23 protein-coding genes are annotated in these 24,145 nt (G+C 55.9%); 11 read left to right on the top strand and 12 right to left on the bottom strand.

Annotated elements, in window-relative coordinates:
* Nucleotides 1-449 precede the first annotated feature (449 nt).
* Nucleotides 450-2,531 carry a cation:proton antiporter gene (locus JUE67_RS04745; RefSeq protein WP_203628291.1) on the bottom strand — a complete coding sequence of 694 codons (2,082 nt, stop codon included), beginning with the start codon at nucleotides 2,529-2,531 and terminating at the stop codon, nucleotides 450-452.
* Nucleotides 2,532-2,616: 85 nt separating this feature from the next.
* Nucleotides 2,617-3,519, bottom strand: coding sequence for a UDP-N-acetylmuramate dehydrogenase (murB, locus tag JUE67_RS04750; protein ID WP_203628292.1), 903 nt, complete (start codon nucleotides 3,517-3,519; stop codon nucleotides 2,617-2,619).
* A 113-nt stretch (nucleotides 3,520-3,632) separates the two neighbouring features.
* On the opposite strand from murB, the gene JUE67_RS04755 reads away from it, so the two are divergent.
* Both JUE67_RS04755 and JUE67_RS04760 read left to right on the top strand, forming a co-directional pair.
* Nucleotides 3,633-4,406 carry an exodeoxyribonuclease III gene (locus JUE67_RS04755; RefSeq protein ID WP_203628293.1) on the top strand — a complete coding sequence of 258 codons (774 nt, stop codon included), beginning with the start codon at nucleotides 3,633-3,635 and terminating at the stop codon, nucleotides 4,404-4,406.
* A complete protein-coding gene (locus tag JUE67_RS04760; RefSeq protein WP_203628294.1) occupies nucleotides 4,406-4,939 on the top strand; it encodes a 3'-5' exonuclease in 534 nt (177 codons plus the stop codon). Before JUE67_RS04755 ends, JUE67_RS04760 begins: the two co-directional genes overlap by 1 nt.
* A gap of 109 nt (nucleotides 4,940-5,048) precedes the next feature.
* On the opposite strand, the gene tsaE is transcribed toward JUE67_RS04760, so the two are convergent.
* The 3 genes from tsaE to JUE67_RS04775 are packed head-to-tail and all read right to left on the bottom strand — an operon-like array spanning nucleotide 5,049 to nucleotide 7,231.
* Nucleotides 5,049-5,513, bottom strand: a complete 465-nt coding sequence (gene tsaE, locus JUE67_RS04765; protein WP_203628295.1) for a tRNA (adenosine(37)-N6)-threonylcarbamoyltransferase complex ATPase subunit type 1 TsaE — start codon at nucleotides 5,511-5,513, stop codon at nucleotides 5,049-5,051.
* Entirely contained in the window at nucleotides 5,510-6,487 is a 978-nt protein-coding gene (gene pta, locus JUE67_RS04770) for a phosphate acetyltransferase (RefSeq protein ID WP_203628296.1), read from the bottom strand. The genes tsaE and pta overlap by 4 nt, the downstream gene beginning before the upstream one ends.
* A 60-nt stretch (nucleotides 6,488-6,547) precedes the next feature.
* The gene (locus tag JUE67_RS04775) at nucleotides 6,548-7,231 is read right to left on the bottom strand and encodes a uracil-DNA glycosylase (protein WP_203628297.1); all 684 of its coding nucleotides are present in this window, start codon (nucleotides 7,229-7,231) and stop codon (nucleotides 6,548-6,550) included.
* 212 nt (nucleotides 7,232-7,443) lie between these two features.
* Between JUE67_RS04775 and JUE67_RS04780 the strand changes: the two genes are divergently transcribed.
* Together JUE67_RS04780 and JUE67_RS04785 are read left to right on the top strand one after the other, a co-directional pair.
* Nucleotides 7,444-8,319: a Cof-type HAD-IIB family hydrolase gene (locus JUE67_RS04780; RefSeq protein ID WP_203636992.1), complete on the top strand. Its 876-nt coding sequence runs from the start codon at nucleotides 7,444-7,446 to the stop codon at nucleotides 8,317-8,319.
* Nucleotides 8,320-8,835 (top strand): LURP-one-related/scramblase family protein, encoded by a 516-nt coding sequence (locus JUE67_RS04785; RefSeq protein ID WP_203628299.1) that lies wholly within the window; start codon nucleotides 8,320-8,322, stop codon nucleotides 8,833-8,835. It begins immediately after the preceding gene.
* A gap of 105 nt (nucleotides 8,836-8,940) precedes the next feature.
* Here JUE67_RS04785 and JUE67_RS04790 read toward each other — a convergent pair whose 3' ends face one another.
* Nucleotides 8,941-9,510: a GNAT family N-acetyltransferase gene (locus tag JUE67_RS04790; protein ID WP_203628300.1), complete on the bottom strand. Its 570-nt coding sequence runs from the start codon at nucleotides 9,508-9,510 to the stop codon at nucleotides 8,941-8,943.
* A 505-nt stretch (nucleotides 9,511-10,015) separates the two neighbouring features.
* Here JUE67_RS04790 and JUE67_RS04795 point away from each other — a divergent pair.
* The 5 genes from JUE67_RS04795 to JUE67_RS04815 all read left to right on the top strand — a co-directional run bounded on the left by JUE67_RS04795 (nucleotide 10,016) and on the right by JUE67_RS04815 (nucleotide 15,622).
* Nucleotides 10,016-11,077, top strand: a complete 1,062-nt coding sequence (locus tag JUE67_RS04795; RefSeq protein ID WP_203628301.1) for an ABC transporter ATP-binding protein — start codon at nucleotides 10,016-10,018, stop codon at nucleotides 11,075-11,077.
* Nucleotides 11,067-11,960: a carbohydrate ABC transporter permease gene (locus tag JUE67_RS04800; protein ID WP_125697028.1), complete on the top strand. Its 894-nt coding sequence runs from the start codon at nucleotides 11,067-11,069 to the stop codon at nucleotides 11,958-11,960. The genes JUE67_RS04795 and JUE67_RS04800 overlap by 11 nt, the downstream gene beginning before the upstream one ends.
* Nucleotides 11,961-11,969: 9 nt before the next feature.
* Nucleotides 11,970-12,791, top strand: coding sequence for a carbohydrate ABC transporter permease (locus JUE67_RS04805; protein WP_125697029.1), 822 nt, complete (start codon nucleotides 11,970-11,972; stop codon nucleotides 12,789-12,791).
* 9 nt (nucleotides 12,792-12,800) lie between these two features.
* Nucleotides 12,801-14,099 carry an ABC transporter substrate-binding protein gene (locus JUE67_RS04810; RefSeq protein ID WP_203628302.1) on the top strand — a complete coding sequence of 433 codons (1,299 nt, stop codon included), beginning with the start codon at nucleotides 12,801-12,803 and terminating at the stop codon, nucleotides 14,097-14,099.
* A 284-nt stretch (nucleotides 14,100-14,383) separates the two neighbouring features.
* On the top strand, nucleotides 14,384-15,622 hold the full coding sequence (locus tag JUE67_RS04815; RefSeq protein WP_203628303.1) for an MBL fold metallo-hydrolase: 1,239 nt from the start codon (nucleotides 14,384-14,386) through the stop codon (nucleotides 15,620-15,622).
* 136 nt (nucleotides 15,623-15,758) lie between these two features.
* Here JUE67_RS04815 and JUE67_RS04820 read toward each other — a convergent pair whose 3' ends face one another.
* Nucleotides 15,759-17,120: an MATE family efflux transporter gene (locus JUE67_RS04820; protein ID WP_203628304.1), complete on the bottom strand. Its 1,362-nt coding sequence runs from the start codon at nucleotides 17,118-17,120 to the stop codon at nucleotides 15,759-15,761.
* Nucleotides 17,121-17,250: 130 nt separating this feature from the next.
* Here JUE67_RS04820 and JUE67_RS04825 point away from each other — a divergent pair, with 130 nt between their 5' ends.
* Both JUE67_RS04825 and JUE67_RS04830 read left to right on the top strand, forming a co-directional pair.
* Complete coding sequence (locus tag JUE67_RS04825; RefSeq protein WP_203628305.1) at nucleotides 17,251-18,120, top strand: hypothetical protein; 870 nt, start codon at nucleotides 17,251-17,253, stop codon at nucleotides 18,118-18,120.
* The gene (locus tag JUE67_RS04830; protein WP_203628306.1) at nucleotides 18,107-18,523 is read left to right on the top strand and encodes an HIRAN domain-containing protein; all 417 of its coding nucleotides are present in this window, start codon (nucleotides 18,107-18,109) and stop codon (nucleotides 18,521-18,523) included. The genes JUE67_RS04825 and JUE67_RS04830 overlap by 14 nt, the downstream gene beginning before the upstream one ends.
* Before the next feature lie 92 nt (nucleotides 18,524-18,615).
* Here JUE67_RS04830 and smpB read toward each other — a convergent pair whose 3' ends face one another.
* From smpB to JUE67_RS04855, 5 genes are read right to left on the bottom strand one after another with little or no spacing between them, the layout of a single operon-like run.
* A complete protein-coding gene (gene smpB, locus JUE67_RS04835; RefSeq protein WP_125697060.1) occupies nucleotides 18,616-19,080 on the bottom strand; it encodes an SsrA-binding protein SmpB in 465 nt (154 codons plus the stop codon).
* A gap of 27 nt (nucleotides 19,081-19,107) precedes the next feature.
* Nucleotides 19,108-21,483, bottom strand: coding sequence for a ribonuclease R (gene rnr / locus JUE67_RS04840; RefSeq protein ID WP_203628307.1), 2,376 nt, complete (start codon nucleotides 21,481-21,483; stop codon nucleotides 19,108-19,110).
* Nucleotides 21,483-22,223 carry an alpha/beta hydrolase gene (locus JUE67_RS04845; RefSeq protein WP_203628341.1) on the bottom strand — a complete coding sequence of 247 codons (741 nt, stop codon included), beginning with the start codon at nucleotides 22,221-22,223 and terminating at the stop codon, nucleotides 21,483-21,485. The genes rnr and JUE67_RS04845 overlap by 1 nt, the downstream gene beginning before the upstream one ends.
* Nucleotides 22,224-22,259: 36 nt before the next feature.
* On the bottom strand, nucleotides 22,260-22,496 hold the full coding sequence (gene secG, locus JUE67_RS04850) for a preprotein translocase subunit SecG (protein WP_125697036.1): 237 nt from the start codon (nucleotides 22,494-22,496) through the stop codon (nucleotides 22,260-22,262).
* A gap of 53 nt (nucleotides 22,497-22,549) precedes the next feature.
* A complete protein-coding gene (locus tag JUE67_RS04855; RefSeq protein WP_203628308.1) occupies nucleotides 22,550-24,106 on the bottom strand; it encodes a ClC family H(+)/Cl(-) exchange transporter in 1,557 nt (518 codons plus the stop codon).
* Between the last annotated feature and the right edge of the window lie 39 nt (nucleotides 24,107-24,145).

Here is a 24,145-nt window from a genome sequence, read left to right on the forward strand (position 1 = left end):
GCAAACCTAGAGTGGCTGCTATGAAGGGCATCCGAGTCAGTGGTGTCATAAATTAGGCGAGTGGGTGTTTCACAGATTCATCGTTCTACCAGTATTACCAGCGCTACGGTTCCTCAGTAGCCTCGTTGTCCGGCAGTAAGCATCGACCTTTGATCACGCTGTCGCCGTTGAAATCTGATCGCGCCATGCCCCACAAGCAAGGCGCCCGCAGTATCCTAATCTAAAATCACGCAAACACACTGGCAATGCTTAAAACGACACCTCGACCGGTGTGTTTGTTGTACATAAGGGCCAGAATCTTTTTTTTCGATTCTGACCTTTTTTCAAAAAAGTGAGAATCGACGAAAAATCTAAACATGCACAAAAAATTCGCCCGAATTTTGGGCACAATGCCAAACTGGGGAAAAATGGCGCTGAGAGCTCGCACTCTCAGCGCCATTCGTTTGCCATTAAGCTTCATCCAGCCGTGTCATCGCAGCCGCATTTTCCGTGTAGTTCAATTCCTGGTTCAGCTTCTGCGCCATCGGGGTCGTGATGTAGCCCTGCTCGAGCAGATCATGAACCGCCGCTCGTTCGGCCGCCAGCGCACCAGCCCGCAGTCGATCACTTTCTCGATCGTACTGGGTCGCCTTTTGCTTGCCCAACGCCTTGATGCTGGCGATGCGGTTGCGATACGTGACGATCAGCGCATAGATGACCTGACGATCATAGTTATGGGCGCGGTGTTCCGGTTGCTTCAAAAAACTGGACAGGTACTTCAGGCCACCCTTGGCCAGCGCTTTTTCAACCTGCAGTTGTGCCGTTTGCCCACGCTGATGCAAAAGTGTCTGGCGAATCTTGAACACTGGGGCAAAAAGTCGCTCGAGCACCGCATACACTGGCGGATGGCCGCTGCGCCTCAGCGTCGTCGCCAAGGCGTCATGTTTGTGGGTCAAATGCTTTTTCAGCCGGCGGTATTGCCGCGGCTCGACTTGACCCTCCTGTGCCAGCTGATCGAGTGTCATCAGTTCGCCTTCGATGCCGATCTGGCGCAGCTCCAACTCGTCCTGCACGCGCTTAGGCAGTGCCTCGGTCTCCTCGGCCTTCGCCAGCCGCCGAATCAGATCCTGATATTCCGCGATCAGATCGAGGACAGGCTTCTGGTTGGTTTCCCGACGCTCACTTTCCAGCCGGCGCACAGCCATTTGATAAAGGAAGCGTTTGGCCTGCTCCAGCGTGATCACGCGCACATCGGCCGTGTCTTCTGCCTCGGGTTCATCGCTGACGACACTGGAGCCTCGAGTCTCAAGCGGCGTCCGCATTTTTGTGACCAGCGGCAAGCCGACCACCGCAACAACCAAGCTGAGTACCACAAAGCCGGCCGCGATGAACAGCATCAGACTGCGCTCGGGAAACGGCTGGCCATTGGCGACGGTCATCGGCACGGCCAGCACCCCGACCAACGTGATCGCACCGCGGACGCCCGACAACCCGGATAAAAGCGCAGTGCTGAAATGAACATGCTCCCCGGCGCGTTTTTCAAACCAGAGATTGGCAAACGACCACAGCGTGCGAATCGCGAGCACCGCCAAATACACCAGTAGTACATCCAGCAGGGCGCGGCCCGTCGAAACAGCGCGACTTTCGATCGTCGTGCGCATCGCCACGGGCAACTCAATGCCTAAGATAAGAAAAATGATTCCGTTCAGCGAATAGACAATGATGTCCCAAGTTCGCTCGGAGACGATGCGCAATTCGGGTAGTGCCGAAATGTAGCGCTGCTCGGAGCTGCCTGTGGCCAAAACGCCGGCCACCACCACGGCAATGACGCCGGATGCGTGCAGCCCCTCATCGACCACCAGATAGATCAAAAACGGCGTCACCAACTGCATCACAGTGTGCAAGATGACATCGTTGATGCCTTGCTGCAGCAACCAAACGCGCAGCGCATTGATCAGCAGCATCAAAAACGCCCCGGCGAGCGCCCCGATCACCGCCACATAGGCAAAGTCGCCGATCGCTTGGCCGAGGAAAAAGCTCCCCGACACCGCGGCGGCGATGCCGTATTTGAACCCGATCAGCCCGCTGGCATCATTGATCAAGCTTTCGCCGGACACTAGGTGCAGCATTTTGCTTGGCAGCTTGACGCGGTTTGCGACTGACTGCACCGCGATCGGATCGGTCGGCGACAGAATCGCAGCCAGCGCAAAGCTTGCGGCAAGTGGCATCGCCGGCACTAACCAGTGAATGAAATAGCCGCCGATGAACATCGTCGCAAACACCAGCAAAATCGCGTTGCCAAAGATTGGCCAGCGCAGCGCCCATAACTCACGCTTGGGAAATCGCCGCCCATCATTGAACAAAAGCGGCGCAGTGAACAGCAACATGAACCAGTCCGTTGCAATGTCCAGTTTCAAGTTGAAAACAAGCGCGGCGCCTAGCCCCAGCGCCGCCTGAATCAACGCCACAGGCACCGCCACCAGATAATGGCTGATAATATTGGAAATGATCACCAACACGATCAGCAATAAGACCGCTTCAACAAGTTGCATCCACAGGCCCCCTTTCCAGAGTCACACGATTTTGCCAACACTAACTGCGTCCGGCCGGCCATTGTGGCAGGCGAGAACACAGGACTTACCCCTTGGCCACGTCACTGCCAATGATTCGCACTTCCGGATGCAGGGCCACGCCAAATTTGGCGGCAACATGTTCCTGGACATAATGAATCATCGCCAGATAATCGCTGGCCGTGGCGCCACCGAGGTTGACGATGAACCCCGCATGCTTTTCCGAGATCTGCGCCCCGCCGATGATATGCCCCTGCAGGCCACTTTGCTGAATCATCGGGCCGACAAAATGCCCCGCCGGCCGTTTAAACACGGAACCGCAGGAGGGATAATCAAGCGGCTGCTTGGACGCGCGCAGACTGTTGAAATGATCCATCGCCGCGCGAATCTGTGGCCGCGGCTGCCGGGTGAGCGCAAAAGTGGCCCGCAGCACGATATCGCCGGTGTCTTGAACCAATGAATGGCGATACGCAAACTGCATGTCTTCATTTGAGTAGGTTTTCAATTGGCCATCGCGTGTCAACACCTCAGCACTGGCCAGCACATCGCAGATCTCCCCGCCATAAGCACCAGCGTTCATGAACACGGCCCCGCCAATACTGCCTGGAATCCCCGCCGCAAACGCCAGCCCACCTAAGCCAGCCTGATAGGCGACCTCGGTGACATCGATCAAGCGCGCGCCGGCTTCGGCGATCAATTGCGTGCCGTCGCAAGTCACCCCGGTCATTTTTGTCAGCAAGATCACCAGCCCGCGAATGCCGCCGTCTTTGACGATCAAATTGCTGGCATTGCCGATCACCGTCACGGGTAGCGCCTGGGCACGTGCTTCGGCCAACAATTGCTGGACCTCACCCACACTGGTCGGCAAGGCCAACAGATCGGCTGGCCCGCCTGTTTGGGTGAAGGTAAAATGGCTGAGCGGCTCATTGAGATGCACGCTGAGCCCACCAAAACTGCCTGTTTCTGTCATTTGATCAGGTCCCTTCCGCGGATAACTGGTTCAATTTTAACATAAACCCGGCCCCTAGCGACCCCGCCTTCCATCGGGTACAATGGAGGCAAACAAGAAGCGAGGCGGCAATAATGAAACTGATCTCATGGAATGTCAACGGGCTGCGCGCCGTGTTGACGCACGACTTTATGACCACGTTCAACCAGCTGGATGCCGATTGGTTCTGCGTCCAGGAAACAAAGATGCAAGAAGGCCAGGCAAGCCTCGACCTGCCCGGCTATCATCAATACTTCAATTATGCCGAGCGCAAAGGCTATTCCGGCACGGCGATCTTCACCAAGCATGAACCGTTGGCCGTGACCTATGGCATCGGGGTGCCTGAGCTGGACACCGAGGGCCGCGTGATCACCCTGGAATACCCGAATTTTTACCTGATCACCGTGTACACCCCGAATTCCGGCAGCGACCTGAAGCGGCTGGCTTTTCGCCAAACATGGGATCAAGCCTTCCTGGCCTACACCAACGCTTTAGCTGAAAAAAAACCGCTGGTCTATTGCGGCGATCTGAATGTCGCCCATCACGAGATCGATCTGAAAAATCCGGCCAGCAACCATCACAACGCCGGCTTTACTGATGAGGAGCGGCAGGATTTCACCACGCAACTTGATGCGGGCTACGTCGATTCGTTTCGCCATTTCTACCCTGATCAAACAGACATCTTTTCGTGGTGGAGCTATCGCTTCTCCGCGCGCAGTCGCAATGCCGGGTGGCGCATCGACTACTTTGTGGCCAGCAGCGATTTTGTGCCATTCATGACAGACGCGGCGATTCACAATGAAGTCCTCGGCAGCGACCACTGCCCGGTCGAATTGACAGTCGACCCAACGTTGCTGGAGGCTAAGTGATGGATTTCGTCGCGATGGATTTTGAAACGGCCAACCGCACCCGAGCTTCAGCGTGCTCGCTGGCGCTGGTGGTGGTTCGGGCAAGCCGCATCGTCGACAGTTTTTACACGCTGATCGATCCCGAGGAAGCATTCGAGCCCCAAAACATCCGCGTCCACGGCATCACCAGTCGCGCCGTGCAAGGCCAGCCGACGTTTCCGCAACTCTGGCCGCACATTGCCCCACTTTTTGCGGAAAGTGGGCTGATCGCCGCGCATAATGCCCCGTTTGATGTGTCCGTCTTGCGCCAGGAGCTGGTCCGCTATGACTTGCCGCCGGTGCATTACCAAGTGCTGGACACGGCCCGCACCGCGCGGAAATTGATGCCGGAGCTGCGCGATCACAAGTTGGAAACGGTCAGCGCCGCGCTGGCGGTGCCGCTATATGACCACCACAATGCGCTGGCCGACAGTTATGCCTGCGCCCGCATTCTCCTGGCGCAAGCCGCCACGTTTGGCCAGGACACCTTGTCTGCGATGCTCAAGGAAGCCTAGTCGCGTGGGCCAAGCACTTTTTGCCGCGCCTTGGCGCAGACTTTATATAGAAGAAACGCAAACAAATAGCGGGGCGCATGCCATTTTCGGCATGTGCCCCGCTATTTGTTTACTTCAGCGCCTTGATCTGCGCAGCCAGCGCGGTCGCCCGCGGTCCGGTCGCGCTGATGGTCAGCTGGCGCTGCTCGTCAACAAGTGGATCTTTATCAAGGCGAATCGTCAATGCGTCGCTTGGGGCAACCACGCCCAGAAATTGCGGCCACTCCACCACACTGACGCCATCGCCGTCAAAATATTCTTCAAGCCCGAGGTCTTCCACCCCGCCATCTTCCAAGCGGTAGATGTCCATGTGATACAGGGGCAACCGGCCGTCTGGATACTCGCGGATAATGGTGAAGGTCGGACTCTTTACATTTTGGGAAATGCCCAAGCCCTTCGCGAGGCCCTTGGTGAAACTGGTCTTGCCAGCCCCCAAGTCGCCTTCAAGGAGCAACACATCCCCCGCCTGTAAAAACGGTGCGATCTTGGCCGCGAATGTCTGAAGGGCGGCCTCATTGGCAAAGGTGGTCCTCATGCGATCAGATTCTGGGCAGCGGTGATGATCGCCAGCTTGTAGACAGCCTCTTCGTTGGCGCCACGCGACAGATCGGAGACCGGCTTGTTCAGCCCCTGCAAGATCGGGCCGATCGCTTCGAAGTTGCCAAAGCGCTGCGCGATCTTGTAGCCGATGTTCCCTGCCTGCAGATCTGGGAAGATAAAGACGTTGGCATTGCCGGCCACCTCAGAATCTGGGGCCTTGAGCTTCGCAACGGTCGGCACAAACGCAGCGTCGAACTGCAATTCACCATCAAGCGCGAGCTCTGGCGCCAATTCATGAGCGATCTTTGTCGCTTCAACGACTTTGTCCACTTGCGGTGCCTTTGCAGAGCCCTTGGTGGAAAAGCTGAGCAGCGCGACTTTTGGATCGATGTCAAACAGCTTGGCAGTCTTTGCGGATTCAACGGCGATCTCGGCCAGCTCTTGGCTGTTCGGGTCGATGTTGATCGCGTTGTCGGCAAACAGATAGCGTTCGTCGCGGCCGCGCTGCATGATGAAGGCCCCGGAAATGCGAGACGCATCCGGCCGGGTCTTGATGATCTGAAGCGCCGGGCGAACCGTGTCAGCCGTGGAGTGCACCGCCCCAGAGACCATACCATCTGCCTCGCCTAAAAAGACGAGCATGGTGCCAAAATAATTGGGATCGCGAACGATCTGATCCGCTTGTTCCTCAGTGGCCTTCCCATTGCGGCGATCAAAGAACGCCTTAGCCATTTCGGCGTGAAAGGCATCCGTTTGGGGATCGCGAATGGTGACTTTGGAAACATCAAAGCCTTTTTCGCCAGCGACCTTGCTGATCTCTTCGGCGTTGCCAAGCAGCGTCGGGGCGATCAGACCGTCTGCGGCCAGGCGCACAGCCGCGCCAATGATGCGCGCGTCGGTGCCTTCAGGAAAAACAATGCGTAGGTTCTTACCACTGATCTTTTGCTTTAAGCTGTCAAATAAATCCAAGATGGGTCCCTCCATAAAAGCGTTTTCGTTTTCTATCATAGCCGACTTGAAAGCCGAGCGCTAGTCCTGCGGTGAACTTGGCAGTTGCCAATCGATCGGGCTTTCCCCCATTTGGGCAAGCGCCGCGTTGGTGCGCGAAAAAGGCTTGCTCCCGAAAAAACCACGGGAGGCTGACAGCGGACTGGGATGTGGGGAAGCAATGATCGCATTTTTCGTCGAATCGATCAGCGCAGTTTTTGCCCGCGCCGCATTGCCCCACAAGATAAAGACGACCCCGCCACGATCGGACAGCGCCGCGATCGCCGCATCCGTCAGCTCTTCCCAGCCTTGATGCTGATGGGAATACGCCTGACCGTCGCGAACCGTCAACACCGCATTGAGCAGCAACACGCCCTGTTTTGCCCAGGCCTTCAAATACCCGTGAGTCACCGGCGCGATGCCGAGGTCACTTTGCAGCTCCTTATAGATATTCTTCAGCGACGGCGGCAGCGGGATCCCCGGCGCCACAGCAAAGCTCGCCCCGACCGCCTGATTTGGCCCATGATACGGATCCTGGCCGAGGATCACCACCTTGACCTGCGCAAACGGCGTCCATTCGAACGCTTGAAAAATATGGTGCATCTCCGGATAGATCGTCTGCGTGCGATATTCTTCTTTTAAAAAGGTATGCAGCTTGCCGTACACCGGCCCGTCAAACACAGGCGCCAAAACTGTCTGCCAGTCATTATGTATCAAAGTTTTCATCACGTAGCCTCCGCCCCTCATTTTACAAGGGAAGCCAGCATTCGACCAGCCGCTGGGGAAAGTTTCTGAATCAAACGTCAAGCGCCAGACTCGCTTTGCCGTGATGCCATGCGGAAAAAGGGAGCCCCTCACCCTTCGAACCCGGCCGACGCCAGAAACGGCCGGGTATGCTACACTTAGCGCGTAACGTTTCAACGAAAGGTGGCAATTGAATGATACGCATCATCGCATCTGACATGGACGGCACCCTGCTCAACGACAAAAACGAGGTCTCACAGGAAAACGCAGACGCGATCAAAGCTGCCCAGGCAGCCGGCATCGAATTCATGGTGGCAACGGGCCGCGGCCTGAGCGAGGCCAAGCCCCTTTTTGCCGATCATGACTTGCATCCTGCCTTCATCACCATCAACGGCGCCAATGTCTACGACGAACAAGAGGCACTGAAAGTAGAAGCCGCGATTCCCCACCCACTTGCGTTATCGATCACGCAAACGCTGAGTGAGGCTAACATTTACTACGAGCTTTTCACCAGTCGCGGCATTGCCTCCGATGACCGCGCCCGGCGGATTCAAAACGTGGCGGATGTCCTCGTGAAACTCAATCCAGACACGCCGTATAAGATCGCGGTCGCACTGTCGGCCGCCCGCCTTGAGCTGATTCATATCACCTACGTCGACGATTACGCCGAGCTGTTAACGGATCCCGCCGTGAAGATCTACAAGGTCGTCGCTTTTTCCCGCGAAGGCCAGGCCAAGCTTGCCGGCGTGAAAAAAGTGTCCGACGCGACCGGCGAGCTGGCGGTCACCTCAAGTGCGGCAAACAATCTCGAGATCAACAGCATCGCCGCGCAAAAAGGCACCGCGCTTGAGGCCTATGCCAGCCAAAAAGGGATTCGCATGGACGAAGTGATGGCGATCGGCGACAACCTCAACGACGCCTCCATGATCAAAATGGCAAAATACGGCGTCGCGATGGGCAATGCCATCCCAGAGATCAAGAAGATCGCCTGGTGGACCACGGCAACGAACCGTGAAAACGGTGTCGCCGTCGCGATTCAACACGCACTTGATGAGAATCGAGGCCACTAAATGGAATTTTATGTGGATGTCCAGACATTACATGACACCAACATGACCGTCATCAAGGATGAGAAAAATCAACCGGTCTACATTCTCACCGGCCGCCGCGGCATCGCAAATGATGGTTTTTTTCTCCACACGATCAGCGGCAACGAACTCGGTGAGATCCGGCAGCGCACCGTCAGCGTCAACCCGCGTTTCGACCTGCTCATCGGCGGGGAAAAAGTCGCCTCGATCAAGAAGATGTTCGGCGTCTGGCGCGAGTTCATTTTCGTCTCCGACCTCAACTGGATGGTCATCGGCAACATGCTCGCCAACCAATATCACATCTATCATGGCATGAAAACGGTCACCACGATCGCCTCGGTTGGCACCGCCAGTGAGACGATCTTGAAACTCGACATCGCCAATCCGCGCGATGTCGTGCCTGGCCTGCTCGTTGCCGCCTTATTGGACCGCTGGCGCCAGGCAAACTTGGCTAACCCGCTCGTCCGTCATGACGTGGGTATCAGCTACGGCCTATAGCCAGACAAAAACGGAGTTGGAATTTTTTCCAGCTCCGTTTTTGTGTATTTGCGTCGCGCCAAAACTGCGCTCGCTACCTGCGTGATCACATTACTTGATCACAGGTTATGCCAAGTCTTTGATCATATGATTGTATCGATGCGACCCGATCATCAGCTCACCGGTCTTCTGGTAGCCCATCTTCGTATACAACTTTTCAGCCCGTGGGTTCGTCTGATCAACATTCAAACTCAAGCAGCGCTGGCCCTGCGCCGCAAGCAACGGCTCGATACCCTGAAGCAGTGCGGTGCCGACGCCATGTCCTTGCGTGTTTTCCGCAACTGCCAACGTGTCGATGTACCATTCGCCTTCATATGTTTCCGTGTCGGGAAATAGCTCTTTGTCTTCGGGTAGCCCGACCTTTGGCAGCAGCGGCTGAAACGCGTCATCGATGTGGGCTTCCTTCACATGCGGATAGCCGACCAAGATTCCGTCGATCGCACCGGCCGCATTCACATGGACATGCGTTTGCGGATAGCCATAGCGATAATCCTTCATCAAGAAGGCTTGCTCAAACACAGGATACAGATCCTTTTTCGCCATTTTCTGAAGCGCCGGAATCTCCATCTCTTCAAAAACAATATCGATCAACGGCACGACCTGCGCCGCGTCATCAGGGTGACTTGCTCGTATCATACAACACCGCACCATCTTGGCCCGCGGCTGGCGGTGCGGTGATCGCCTCCAATTGAACCAGTCGCGGGGCGCGCCATGCGCGCATCTATGGTCAAGTATACCAAAAGCCGAACAATGTACAAGGCCACGGCCGGCTCAAACAATAGGTGCGAACAGTATATTATCGTTATTCAACATCGTTCGTCTTTAACAACGCGTCGTTTTCGCCGCTGCGCATGGCCGGACCCCGCTTCAAAGTGCTGATCAGGAAAAATGTTTATAAATTATAACGAGGATAAACGGGGATATCGCCGTTATTTGAGTACGCTAAAGTGCGATTGATGGTCTCCTTTTCAGTAAAAGAAATTAATATAATGAACAAAGGTGAGAATTGACCGACATATTGATGAGAAGCAATCATATCACACAATATCTTGTTAGTCGCGTGCGCATTTGCTACCATGATGATGGTGACTTTTTCGACGGCAATGAGGGTCACCAGACTATTTTGAAGGAGCGAACTGGGTTGAAAGTTACGTTTAAAGACGTCACCCTCTCCTACGACGGAAAGATCGACACCCTCAAGCATCTCAACTTTGAGATTCCTGACGGCTCGCTGGTCTCTTTGCTAGGGCCGAGTGGCGGTGGCAAGACGACCACATTGAACCTGATCTCTGGGCTCTTGCCGGCGACCAGCGGCCACATCTATTTTGGAGACGAAGATGTCACCAAAAAGGATGCATTGGCCCGTAAAGTAGGGATGGTATTCCAGAACTATTCGCTGTATCCCCATCTGTCGGTGCGCGACAACATCGCGTTTCCGCTCAAGATGCAGCATGTCAGCCGCAAAGAACGCTACGCCAAGGCGGAGGAATTGGCCAAGCTGGTGCATGTTGATGACCAGCTGGACAAGAAACCCGGCGAACTTTCCGGCGGGCAGCAGCAGCGTGTCGCCATTGCGCGCGCGCTGGCCAAGTCCCCTTCGCTGCTGCTTCTCGATGAACCCCTGTCAAACCTCGATGCGCGCCTGCGTATCGAGATGCGGCAGGAGATTCGCCGCATTCAGCGCGAGACAGGCGTCACGACGATCTTCGTGACCCATGACCAGGATGAAGCCTTGCACATCTCGGACAACATCATGGTCCTGTCGTTTGGGAAAATTCAGCAGTTTTCTGCCCCAGACGACCTGTATGAACGCCCAAGCAATCTGTTTGTCGCCAAGTTTATTGGGGAACCCGTGATCAACACCCTGCCAGCCGAAACACTCAAGGCAGATCTTCAAGGCCATGTGCCTGATGAGATTTTCGCCAAGGCCGTCACTGCTGGTCTGCGGTCGGAAGCACTGGTGCCATTTGACAACGGTCAGGGCATCTTGACCACGTTCCATGCGACGCTGGCCTACAAGCAAAAATACGGCCGTGAAGCGACGGCAGCTTTGAACTATAACGGCCAAACGCTGCTGTCCACCGAAATGGCGGGCCTACCAGCCGATCAAAAGGAAGGCGACTTCTTCATCACGAAAGCAGGCTTCTTCCTGTTCGACGAGGCTGGTGCGTTGATTTTTGGCGGTGAAGCTCATGATCAATGAAAAACCTACCATTAAATCCACGCTGAAGGCGCTGCTATATCTCCTGCCGATGCTGGTGGTGACGATCACCTTCAGCATCTGGCCGATCATCAGCTCCTTCATGATGAGTTTCTACACGAAGTACGATTATTATAACGACAAGGTCAGCGCGATCGGGTTTGATAACTTTGTCACGCTTTGGCAGGACCCTGAGTTCCATTTGGCTGTGCGCAACACCCTGATCTTCGTGGTCGGCGTGGTGCCTATCACCGTCATTTTGTCGCTGATCATCGCGCTTCTTTTGAACCAGATCAAATGGCTGTCCGGCTTCTTCCGCACGGTGTACTTCCTGCCGTTCGTCACCAGTACCGTTGCCATCGCGATGGTCTGGAACTGGATCTACCATTCTGATTACGGGCTGATGAATTATTTTCTGGGGCTCGTTGGGATCCATCCGATCAATTGGCTGACGGACCCGAATTACTCGCTTCTGGCGCTCATCATCATGAGTATCTGGAAGAACCTCGGTTTCAACATCATCTTGTTCCTTGTTGGACTTAACAACATCGACAAGCACTACTATCAAGCCGCCGAGATCGATGGTGCCAATTCCTGGCAACGTTTCTGGAACGTCACCATCCCGCTGTTGTCGCCAATCACCTTCTTGGTCTCGGTCAATGGCGTCATCGGCAGCTTCAAAGTCTTCGACCAGGTCTACGCGTTGTTCGGCGGCCAGCCAGGCCCCGCCAAAGCGGACTTGACCATTGTGTATTACCTCTTTGAGAAGTTTTACACGGAAAACAAGTACACGCTGGCTGCCGCTAGTGGTGTCTTCTTGTTCTTCCTGATCTTGCTGGTCACGCTTGTGCAGATGTGGTATTCCCGCAAGCACGTGCATTATTAGGAGGACCCCATGGCGAAAAAACTCAGTAAAGTCATTATTTACGTGTTGCTTTCGGTCGGGGCCATCACGATGCTCGTGCCGTTTATCTGGATGGTGTCGACTTCTTTGAAGACCGGCCCTGAAACGATCAAGGTCCCACCGATCTGGATTCCGAAGGTGCTTCAATGGGGTAACTACATCAAGGCTTGGAACGCCGCGCCATTCGCGCAGTATTTCATCAATAGTGTGGTCGTCACTGTGGTCACCACGGTCGGGCAATTGTTCACCAGCATCTTAGCTGCGTTCGCATTTTCCCGGCTTCAGTTCTACGGCAAGAACCTGCTTTTCATGATCTTCCTTGGCACGATGATGATTCCAGGCGAAATGCTGATCATTCCTAATTTTGTCACCTTGTCTAAGCTCGGTATGATCGACCATTATGCGGCCTTGATCGTGCCGTGGCTCGCAAGCTTCTTCACCGTCTTCACGCTCAGACAGACCTTCCAGGCCACCCCGGACCAGATCTACTACGCCGCCAAGATCGACGGCGCCTCTGACTGGAAATACCTGTGGACCGTCCTGGTGCCGATGAGCAAGTCGACGATCACTGCCGTCACCGTTTTAGCCGTTATCGGTTCGTGGAACTCGTTCATGTGGCCGCTGATCGCAACGAACAGCGAAAACATGCGGACCCTGCCAGTTGGGTTGCAAGCCTTCACGACTGACTCTGGGACCACCTACGAACTGCTGATGGCCGCTTCCACCTTTGTGATCATCCCAATGGTCATTTTGTACATGTTCTTGCAAAAATACATTATTGCTGGTATTTCCAAAGCTGGTTTGAAAGGATGAGTCTTTCTCATGAAAAAGAGTTTTTGGGGTAAAGCACTACTGGGGATCTCCGCGCTCGCATTGGGCCTGGTCCTAACCGCTTGTGGTAGTAACAACAGCTCGGATAAGAGTAGCAACGGCGGCAAAGTCACGATCACCTTCTGGCACGGTATGACGGGCCCTTATGGTAAGGCTTTGAACGGTATCATCAAGGACTTCAACAACTCCCAAGACAAGTACGTCGTCAAAGGCACTGCCCAAGGCAACTACGCGACCTTGCAGCAAAAGATCATGGCCGCTGCCAAGTCCAAGAAGCTTCCAACGATCGCACAGACAACTTACACGACCGTTCCGGACTATGTTAAGAACAACTTCCTTGCACCACTGGATCCATACATGCTGAAGGGTTCCGACAAACTCTCCACCGCATCGATGGATGATATCTATCCGGCCTTCTTGTCCAGTTCCAAGTATCAAGGCAAGTACTATTCGGTGCCATTTTCCAAGTCCGTCCGTGTCCTCTTCTACAACAAGAAGCTGATGGATCAACTTGGCGTCAAGATGCCAACCAGCTGGGAAGAGATCGCAGCCCTTGGCCCGCAGCTCAAGAAAAAGGGCATCATGGCGATCGGCTTTGATAAGTCCTTCGACATGGAGTTCGAGGGTCTCGCTCGCCAAGCCGGCAACGCGCTGGTTGAACCAGACTCACTGAAGGTCAACGTGGATTCCAAAGAAACGCTGACTGCGGCCCACTTCATCTGGGACATGCTGCAAAAGGGTTACGCCAAGACCGCCGGCGAAGATTTCTACGGCGACAAGGCGTTCCAGACCGGCAAGACCTTGTTCTACGTCGGCTCCTCTGCTGGTGTCACCAACATGAATCAGACCGCGCCAAAGTCGCTTGATTGGCACACCGCCCCACTTCCAACTTACAATGGCCAAAAGGCGACCGAACTGGCCGGCAATGACCTTGTGATGTTCAACTCTGGTAACGATGCCCAAAAGAAGGGCGCATGGGCCTTCATGAAGTTCCTGCTGTCCAAGAAGGAAACGATCAAGTGGGCTGAAGGCACCGGCTATGTGCCGCTGCGTAAGTCCGCCGTTGAAGATCCTTCCTTCCAGGATTGGCTGAAGAAGAACCCTGCGAATGCGGCTGCTGTCAACTCGCTGGACTTCGGCTTCCAGTCGACCGCGTTTGTCGGCTTCACCGAATACCGCAACGATCTGCTTGATGCCGTTGATTCCATGATCTCCAAGAAGACCCAACCTGAAAAGGCGCTGGCCGACTTGAAGACCAAGGCGGAAAAGATCATCAAGGATAATAACTAAGCGATAATGTACGAAAAGCCTTGCAGCAGAAAATGCGGCAGGGCTTTTTTTGACGGCAGTGGGCCACCCAATGCCTATCAAACGCGCCACCCTGACAGCAGTGTCGTGGGCCAAATGTCCGGGTCCGAGCAACTAAGGCGCCAATCACCTGGTCCAGCGTTTGGACCCGGCGCTTGGCACACTTACCTGTCGGCCCCAAGCCCAATATTTGGCTCACTTCCCTTTCCAATGACCCGGCCAATGGCTTATGATGGAGTGTTACAACAGAAGGAGGAGCTGCGCAAATGACACAGATACGATTTTTGAATGGACTGACCACGATCGGCGGCAACATCGTCGAATTTTCCAACGGGGACAGTCGCGTGATCATGGACTTTGGGGTGGCCGCTGATCTGACCAATGAAACGATCGAGTCGGCGATGGCGGCGGGCAAGTTGCCGCAGGTGCCGGAGCTGTTTGGCGAAGGCCCGGACACATTCGCGCATGAGGCCATCTTCATCTCGCATCTGCACATCGATCACATGGGCGCGCTGCAATACCTCAAGCGCGACATTCCGATCTACCTCTCGGCGCCCAGCTACCAACTGTATCAAACGCTGATCGCACTGGGCGTTGAAAAACCGGTCGCAAACCTCCATCCCCTGCCGTTTGAGACGCCGATCCAGATCGGCGCGTTTTCCGTGGAAGGCTTTGCCAGCGACCATGACGAACCAGGCGTCATGGCGCTGCTGGTCAGCGATGGCACGCGGTGGTTCGGCCATTCCGGCGACGTCCGGCTCAACGGCCCGCACCTGGATCGCGTAAAAAAATGGGCGGCGGCCTTCCGTGACAAGAAACTCGCCATGTTCATGGTGGAAGGGACCACCTTTTCCTTCGACAGCCCCGCGCCGGTGGAGGACAGCGCCCATCCAAGTGTGCCGCTGACAGAGGACACCTTGCAGGAGCGGCTTGAAGAACAGCTCAAGGCCGCCCCGCAACTGGTCGTCATCAACCCCTACATCCGCAACTATGCCCGCCTGCAAAACATTCAGGCGACCGCCCATCGCGCCGGCCGCCAAATGGTCTGGGGAAAAAATGACGCCGCCGTGCTCAAAACGATGTGCGGCGTCGAACCCGATTTTGTGCTCGATGAGGACATCCACCTGCGCACCATTCAGGCCGACCCCAACCACTACCTGTTGCAAAACGATTTTGACCAACTCGCACAACTGGCCGACTTGCCGATCAGTGTCTATCTGCACAGTAATGGCGAACCCCTGGGCGACTATGATCCGCGGTTCAAGCAGCTGCAAGACTGGCTTTCAGACCACGAGATTCCGCTGGTCTTCCTGTCTTGCTCAGGCCACGCCCTGCGCCAGGATCTCGTCACCTTGGTGCGCTGGATCGCCCCGCAGATCGTCGTGCCGTGGCACAGTTTTCACCCAGAACGTGAGGCCCAGGCGCTGGATGAACAGACCAAGGCGCAGGGCCTACTGCCGGAAAAAGACTTGTACTATGATCTCGATGAACCGGACCAAGACTGATCCGCGCCACGCGTTGAGGTGAGGCCTTCGCACCAGGAGCTCTCGCGTTCACGCATATGAGGTCCACCAACAGCAAAACAGGAACCGCATGCGCGTGCCACAAAGGCTGCGCACATGCGATTCCTGTTTTTTCGTCTCAGATCAATTTCTTTGCGACCCATTTTTGCCCGTGGAAGCGCCAAAGGAAGATCACGCCACGGACGGCCCATTCAAAGCCCATGATCGCCGCGATGCCATTGAGCCCCCAGCCCAACTTGATGCACAGGAAATAGGCGCCGGCCACCCGAAACAGCCACATCGTCGTCAGCGAGACGACAGTAGTGAAATTACCATCCCCCGCGGCGCGCAGGGCATTCGGCGTGACGAAGCTGATTGTCCAGGCCAATAGGTGCCCGCCCACAAAGATCAGATACATGTTGAAGATGCGCGATACCAAAGCCGGTGCCGGCGAAAACAGCAGAATCGCATGATCAAATGACAGGAGCATCACCCCGTCCACCACTACAAAGGCGGCGATGCCTGTGAGGATGAACGCACGTGTGATCTTGCGCGCATCGGCGATGTTGCCGCGCCCAACACACTGGCCCACGATTGGCACCAGTGCCGTGCCAAGCGCCGACGGAATGATCTCACTCATTTGCGTCCAGGACGTGGCGATCGCATACACCACGATCGAACTGGTGCCCAGTGACACCACCATCATCTGAATGAGAATTTTCCCGCCGTTGAAGAAGACGCCTTCCGCCGCAAATGGGATGCACACGATCAAGACCTTTTTGATCATCGCCCAGTTGGGGTGCAGCATCGTGACCATTTTCAAGGCAAAGAGGTCGCGGTGGCTCCGCAGCATCCACACCGCCAGCCCCGCGGCCAGCCAGCGCGACAGATTCAGCGCAAACAGCATCCCCAGCACGCCCAGATGCAGGCCGTAAATGAAGATCACGTTGAACACCAGATACGACAGGTTCATCGCCAAGGACAGCTGCAGCGAATTCTTCGTTTTGCCGATGCCGCGCAGACAGCCATTCGTGCCTTCAACCGTGGCCTCAAATGGATAACTCAGCATCACCCCGACCATGTACAGCCGCGCGTTGGCCATCACGGCAGGCGACGCACTGCCAAACAGCAAGTCCAAGATGCCATTATGGAGCGACCCGAAAAACAGCGCGATCACCGCCGCCACCAAGACGGCGCCGAAAATGGTGCCGTTGACGACTTTGCTGAGCATCTGGCGCTCGCCGCGGCCAAAATACTGCGCCGTCAGCACCGTCCCGCCCAGTCCAACAGCCACGAAGATCTGAATCAAAAACACGTTGACGCTGCCGACCATGTTGACGGCACTGATCGCCGCCGCGCCGCTTGAGCTGATCAGCGCCGTGTTGAGGAAATTGAAACTGATCAAGAAAAACTGGTCAAACACGACCGGCCCAAGCAGGCTGAAGACATACCGCTCGTCAAACGTCTCGCCGGCGTACCAGCGGTGTAACAAATTACGCAAAACGCCACCTCATCAAGTCAATAATAGCTCCTATTATAGCCGTTTCCGGGCCAGCATTCGACAGCGCTTCCACATTTTGACCAGGTCTGCCCGCCGCTATGCTAAAATAAAAGCCAAGGGAGGGCTGCAAATGGCATACGACATGATCTTGTCACCAGAACAAACACTGCTGGATCTGCGCTTCGCGGTCCTGCGCAACAGGCTCGTGGACACCTTGACCGAGCGAAACATGCTGGTGCATCAGCGCATTCCTTATGAGAAGGCGCGCTATACGCATGAATTCGGCGACGAAGAACTGCAGCTCGCCATCCTCGATTACCAAGCGGCCCGAGCCAGCGCACGCGTCTGCCTCGCCCAAGCATTGAAAAATCAAGACAAGCCGATCGACGCCGTGACGCTGGCCGACCAGCTTGATGTCGCGTTTCACGACAAACAAGCCGCGATTCAGCAAGCCAGCGATCTCGTAACATGGGCAACGGATCACCTCGAGAACACCACGCCGTTGAGCCCAGAAGACAGTGAGAAATTGCACACGGATTTCAAGACGCTGGTCAAGGCCCTCCACCCGGATCTGCACCCCGACCAATCCCCGCGCGATGCCAACATGTTCGCCCTCGCCCAGGTTGCATTGGCGGATGGCGACCTCGAGCTAATGGCCACTTTAGTCGAGACCCTCGCCGTCGCAGGCAGTGGCACCGACCCAGCCCCATCGACCGAGCCGGCCACCATGACCGCAACAGGCGAAGATCCGTTTCGCTTTGCCAAACGCGACCTCTTTTACCTCGCGCATCGGTACCTGCACGAAAAAGCGCAGACATTGGCCCTGTATGAAGAATGGCCGCTGAACGTAGCGGGCCTGCTTGGCGTGCCTCGGTGGCTGGCGCGCCAGCATGGCCATTATGAACAACTGTTGCAGCAGTGGTCCTGGCAAGTGGCCGCCGATAATGTGCGCTATGGCGTGCTGATCGGCGATCTGGGAGGCATAAATGACAAACAGTGATTGGACACCCAAACCAATTGACCCACCGGCTGTGCCGTTTCATTTTGACCCGACCAACCCGACGCCGGCACCCACACTTTTTCCGCGGCCTGGCCAACAGGATATCTTGCTGACCAATCACCACATTGCAGGCACGATGCATGTCGATGACCCCGAGCACCTGCTGGACGCGCTGACACTTGGTCAGCAGCTGACGTTGGTGCGGGAGCACAACAGTCACGACGCCTTCGCCACGCGCATCGACAGCGCAGACGGCAAAAAGATCGGCTATGTGCCAAAAGGCGACAACACCATTTTTGCCCGGTTGCTGGATGCGGGCCTCCTTGTCTACGCCAAAGTGACTTACTGGGAGACCCGGGGCAAGTGGCCCTATATTCGCGCCGATTTTTACCTGCGGGCCTAGGGCATGACAGACGGTACAAATGACAGCACCGGAAGAATCAAAAAAGCACGTCTTTGCAGGCAATGACAGCATGCAGCGACGTGCTTTTGTTTTTACCTTTGGCCGGCGCGCAGAGCCCGTGCGACTTCGCGCTGTTGGTCCTTTTTCTTCAAACTTTCGCGCTTGTCATAGTTATGCTTCCCTTGGGCGATGCCGATCAGGAGTTTTGCATAGCCATGCTTGAGGTACATCTTCAGCGGCACCAAGGTAAATCCTTGCTGCTCAAGTGCCTGCTGGAGCTTGGCGATCTCTTTTTTGTGCAACAAGAGCTTGCGCCGCCGCAGTGGATCGGCATTGAACTGGTTGCCCTCTTTGTAAGGACTGATGTGGACATTTTCCAGCCACGCCTCGCCATTTTGAATGCGGGCGTACCCATCGCGCAAGTTGATCTTGCCGTCGCGGACCGATTTGATCTCGGTGCCGGTCAGCGCGATGCCGGCCTCATACGTGTCGACGATCGTGTAATCATGGCGGGCCTTCTTGTTTTGGGCCAACAAGTTATCCGCCTTGGGCTTCATCTTGGCCACAAGAGGGCCTCCTTTCTGTTAGTGCTGGTTGCCGCCGCGCTGTCCGCGTTGGTTCGGCTTGTTCACACGATTGGCGATCGTCGGATGGAATCCGCGACTTTCGCCAGTCTTACGGTTGCCGCGTTCGCGGTCCGGTTGACTGTGTCCGCGCCGTGGCCCGTTGCTTGGCCGTGCGCCCCGCGGATTGCCGCGCGGAATCTCGATATCTGAGAGCGGAATATCATCCGTTGGAATCAGGGAAAAATCGACCTGGCGTTGCTCGACATCCACGTTATCCAGCTTGACCTTGCAAGGCTGGCCAATGCGGAAGGTGCGGTGGCTGTTTGAGCCGACCAGCGCCATTTGACTGTCGATAAAGGAATAATAATCATCCTTCATGCGGGAAATGTGAACGAGGCCTTCCACCGTGTTGGGCAGCGCCACGAACATCCCGAAGCTGGCCACGCCACTGACCACGGCATCGAATTCATCCCCGACTTTATCGGCCATGAATTCGGCCTTCTTCAGGTCATCGACAGCGCGTTCGGCATCGATCGAATGACGCTCCATCGTCGAACACTGAACGGCGATCTCTGGCAATTTTGCGTGCCACTTGTCCTGCACAGTCTCGCCGGTGCCTTGTGTCGCATAGGTGCGGATCAGGCGATGCACCGTCAGATCCGGATAGCGGCGAATCGGACTCGTGAAATGGCAGTAGTATTTCGCTGCGATGCCAAAATGGCCCAGTGGATCATCGGAGTAATGCGCCTGCTTCAAACTGCGGAGCAATTTGACATTGACCATCATTTCCTCAGGCGTGCCTGCCACCTCAGTCACAACATCCTGAAGCATCTTTGGTGTCACCGGCTGGCCCTTTTTGATCGGCACGTGAATACCAAAACTGGAAAGGAAGTCGATGAAATCGGAGATACGATCATCGTCTGGCGTTTCGTGGACCCGATACAGGAATGGCAGATGCAACTTGTTGAAGTGCTCCGCGACTGTTTCGTTGGCCGCCAGCATGAAGCTTTCGATCATGCGCTCGGACAGGCCACGATCCCGCAAAACGATATCCGTCGGGTGCCCATTTTCATCGACAATGATCTGCGCTTCGTTTTCTTCAAAATCGATCGCGCCACGGCCATGCCGCATGTTGTACAAAATGGTGTGCATCTCGCCCATCAGATCGAGCATCGGCACAAGGTCCTTGTACTGCTCGCGCAGGACTGGATCCTTGTCCGTCAAGATCTTGTTGACGTTATTGTAGGTCAACCGACCATGGGAGCGAATCACGCTTTGATAGATCTCGTGATTGACGACATGGCCCTCGTGATCGATCTCCATGTCGCAGGACATCGCCAGGCGATCCACATCCGGATTGATCGAGCAGATTCCGTTGGACAAGCGGAACGGCAACATCGGCACCACGCGGTCGACCAAATAGGTACTGGTCCCGCGTGCGTAAGTCTCCTGATCCAGCGGCGAGCCTTCCGTCACATAATAGGAAACATCCGCGATGTGCACGCCCAAATGGTAATTGCCATTTGGCAGCTGCCATGCGACGACTGCATCATCAAAGTCTTTGGAGTCATCCCCATCGATGGTCACAACCGGCTGATCCGTGATGTCGCGGCGACCGATGCGATCCTCATCCGTGACATGATCTGGAATCGCGTTGGCCTGGTCGAGCGCCTCTTGCGGGTAGTCAACGCGGATATCATTGGCCAGGACCAGTGACATGATATCGACACCGGGATCATTTTTATTCCCGAGGTCTTGCGAAATAATGCCGCGCATCGCTTTGGGATGAGTCGCGTCCGGGTAATCCGTGATCTCGACCATCATCATATCGCCGAGTTGCGGCAGGCGCCCCGTGTTTTTCACAAAAACAGGGTAGTTCTTCATCTTCTTCTCGTGGCTGGTCACCGTGCCGATAAAGCCGGTGCGTTGCGCCTCGCCGTCAGAAAGTGGGGCGTATTCGCCGACTAGTCGGGTGACTTTGCGCTCGACGATCTTAACGACTTCCCCCTCCGGCCCGCGGGTATCGCCGGGGCGAGCCGCCCGCAGGATCTTGACTTCAACCGTGTCGCCATCCAATGCAAACGCGGTGCTCGGCGGGGCGATGAACATGTCATTGTCCTGGCCTTCCACTGCGACGAAGCCGAAGCCCTTTTCGTTGCCATGGAAAATACCGACCAGTGCAACTGGCTTGGGGCCAAATTGATACTTTTCCCCATCTGTCGGGTGAATCAGGTTGTCATTTTCAAGGCCGGTCAACGCCTGAACAAGCACCTTAAAATCCGCCGCATCGCTCAGTTTGAGCGCACGCTGCAGCGACTGCATCGAGTAATTGATCTGGGGGTTACGGCGGAAAAGGGCCAGCAGTTCATTGCGCATATGTCCGACTGTCGTCATTATTGTTCCTCGTTTTCTTTCTCATTTAAAAATTGAATCACATCTTGTGTTAACCGCTGGCGGGCCGAATTCACCGTCAGCACATGTCCCGCTTCAGCGTACCACCGAAACGTCACCGCAGCATGGGGCAACGCCTGGGCCAACGCCCGACTGCGCGCAGGATCGATCATCTCGTCGCGCCCGCCTTGAGCAATGAAGACCGGTTGCCGGATCTGGCCAAGCCCTGTCGCCACCGTCGCAGCCGCGGCCTGATTAGCCGCCAGCGCAGGCTTGAGCGCCGTTTCAAGCGCCGTTGTCCGGTCCGGTCGCTCGGCCAGCCGGTCCAGATAAGTCGCATATTTCATGAAATTCGGGGCGATCTGCTGAGCCCCTGGCATGACCGGTGACGCAAACACGCCGCCGCAATCGACCGCCAGCTGTTCAAGTGCCTGCATGGCAAAAATACCGCCCAGCGACAGGCCAAACACAGCCACCCGCAAATGGGTCGCCGCAAGCGTCTCAACGGCCGCTTGCACCTGCGCCCACCATTGTGTTGGCCGAGCCGCCAACACCGCCATGGGATCTGGGGTGCCATGGCCCGCAAACAATGGCGCCTGCACCGCAAACCCCTCACGCGCTAGCGCATGCGCCAGTGAATTCACATCATTTGGACTGCCGGTATAGGCGTGCAACAACAACACCCCAGTCGGCCGGTCGCCCGGCAGAGCCAGTGGCTGTGGCGCGCGCACGGTGACTTGCATCTTCAAAAAAAGCCCCCTGTCTTCCAGGAGACCATACTAGTGAGATGCAAGATACACCAGAACAAGCGAAAGTCCGAAGAAGATGACGCCCAAAACGACGGTCACTTTCTCCATGAAGGCTTCATAACCGCGTGATTTGGATTTGCCGAACAGATCCGTCGCGCCGCCGGACAACGCACTCAAGGCGTCCTGTTGTTTACTTGGCTGAAGCAATGTTGCGATCACGATCACGATCGAATCGATGATCAATAGATTGAGTAAAATGGCTTGCAAGCTGCTGCCTCCCTTGCATAAAGTCGCTAATAGTAGACTACCACAACCAGCGCTCATTGACTAGTATGTTCATCTTTGATCGCCTCGGCTGTTTGATGAATCGCAGCCGCCACGGCCGCCCGCTGCGAGCTATCGGTCAGCAGGACCAGGGTGTCTCCGGCGCGAATCACCGTGTCGCCATGCGGCAGGATCGTTTTTTCCCCGCGCTGAATGCCGGAAAGCAGCGTCTGTTCTGGCCACTGAAAATCTCGGACGAGCCGATCCTCCAGCGGGCTTCCTGCAAACACAGGCAGCTCCAGCCGGTCCATGTGGGTGATGCCGGAGACTTTTTTGCCCACCGTCAGCCGCTCCAGCAGCGATTCATAGATTGGCGCGCCGCCCAGCAGATCGACCACCAGATACGCGACCAGCGCCAAAAGCGCCATGGGCATCAACAGCGTCAGGTTCCCGACCATTTCCGTGATCAACAGAATGGCGGTAAACGGCGCCTTGCCGATGCAGGCAAAATAAGCCGCCATCGAGAAAATGATCAGGTTCATCACATAATTTTCTGGGAGCAAGCCCATCTGATGCATGAAGGTCCCGTAGATCGCCCCGATCACGGCACCCAGTGACAAAATGGGTAAAAAGATGCCACCCGGTAGTCCGGAGCCGTACGACACCACGGAAAAGACGAAGCGAAGCGCAAACAGAATTAGCAGGAGCGATAACCCGGGCACATTTTTCCCAAACCCGATGATCATCTGATTGCCGCCGCCCAAGATCATCGGCAGCCACACGCCGATGGGAATCACGAGGAGAAATGGGATGATCCCCTGAAACGCCCGCGGAATATGGGTCAACGCATACAGACGCGGCATCGCGAGAAGCGCTTTTTGATACAAAAAGCCCAGTAACCCCAGCAAGATTCCGAGCAGAAGCAAATGCCAGTACAATTCGACCGGCATCGGGCGTGAATAGGTCAGATGAAGCACCGGCACCTCGCCGAACACATTCAGCGAGATGAAGTCCGCCGCCAACGCGCTGGCCAGGCTCGTGACCCAGACCAGCGGGGAAAAGTTATGGTAGACCTCCTCCAGCACAAACAGGGTGCCGGCGATCGGCGCATCAAAGGCCGCAGACAGCCCCGCTGCGGCGCCGGCCGCGATCATGATGCGGCGCTCGCTGCCTTGCCGCTTCCAGCCAGCCGCGACCCCTTGACCAACCGCAGCCCCAAGCTGAATCGAGGGCCCTTCTCGGCCAAGAAACAGGCCAGGGCCGATCGCTAGGATCCCAGCGGTGAATTTTTTCCAGAGAATCGACCACCAGTTGAATTCGAGCTCACCTTTCAGTTGGCCCTCGACCTGCGGAATCCCGGAGCCTGAGATGTTCGGCTCACTTTTCAGCAGCAGGCCCACCACGATCGCCAAGACCACGCTGCCCAGCGCGATCAAGATCAGAAGTCCGGCGCTGGGGTGGCGATACAACCCCTGCATAAATTCCAGAAATTTTTCGATGCCTAGCCGAAACAAGCTGATCACGCCGCCGGTCAGCAAGCCGACGACAACCCCTTGTAATACCAATCGCAGGCGCGTGAGATCCCACTGCCGCTTTTTTTGCCCAGCGTTCATCGCCGCGCCTCCTCGTTTAGTCCAATGCTTCCATTATAC

The organism is Lacticaseibacillus mingshuiensis (genome assembly GCF_016861785.1).
Classification (GTDB): domain Bacteria; phylum Bacillota; class Bacilli; order Lactobacillales; family Lactobacillaceae; genus Lacticaseibacillus; species Lacticaseibacillus mingshuiensis.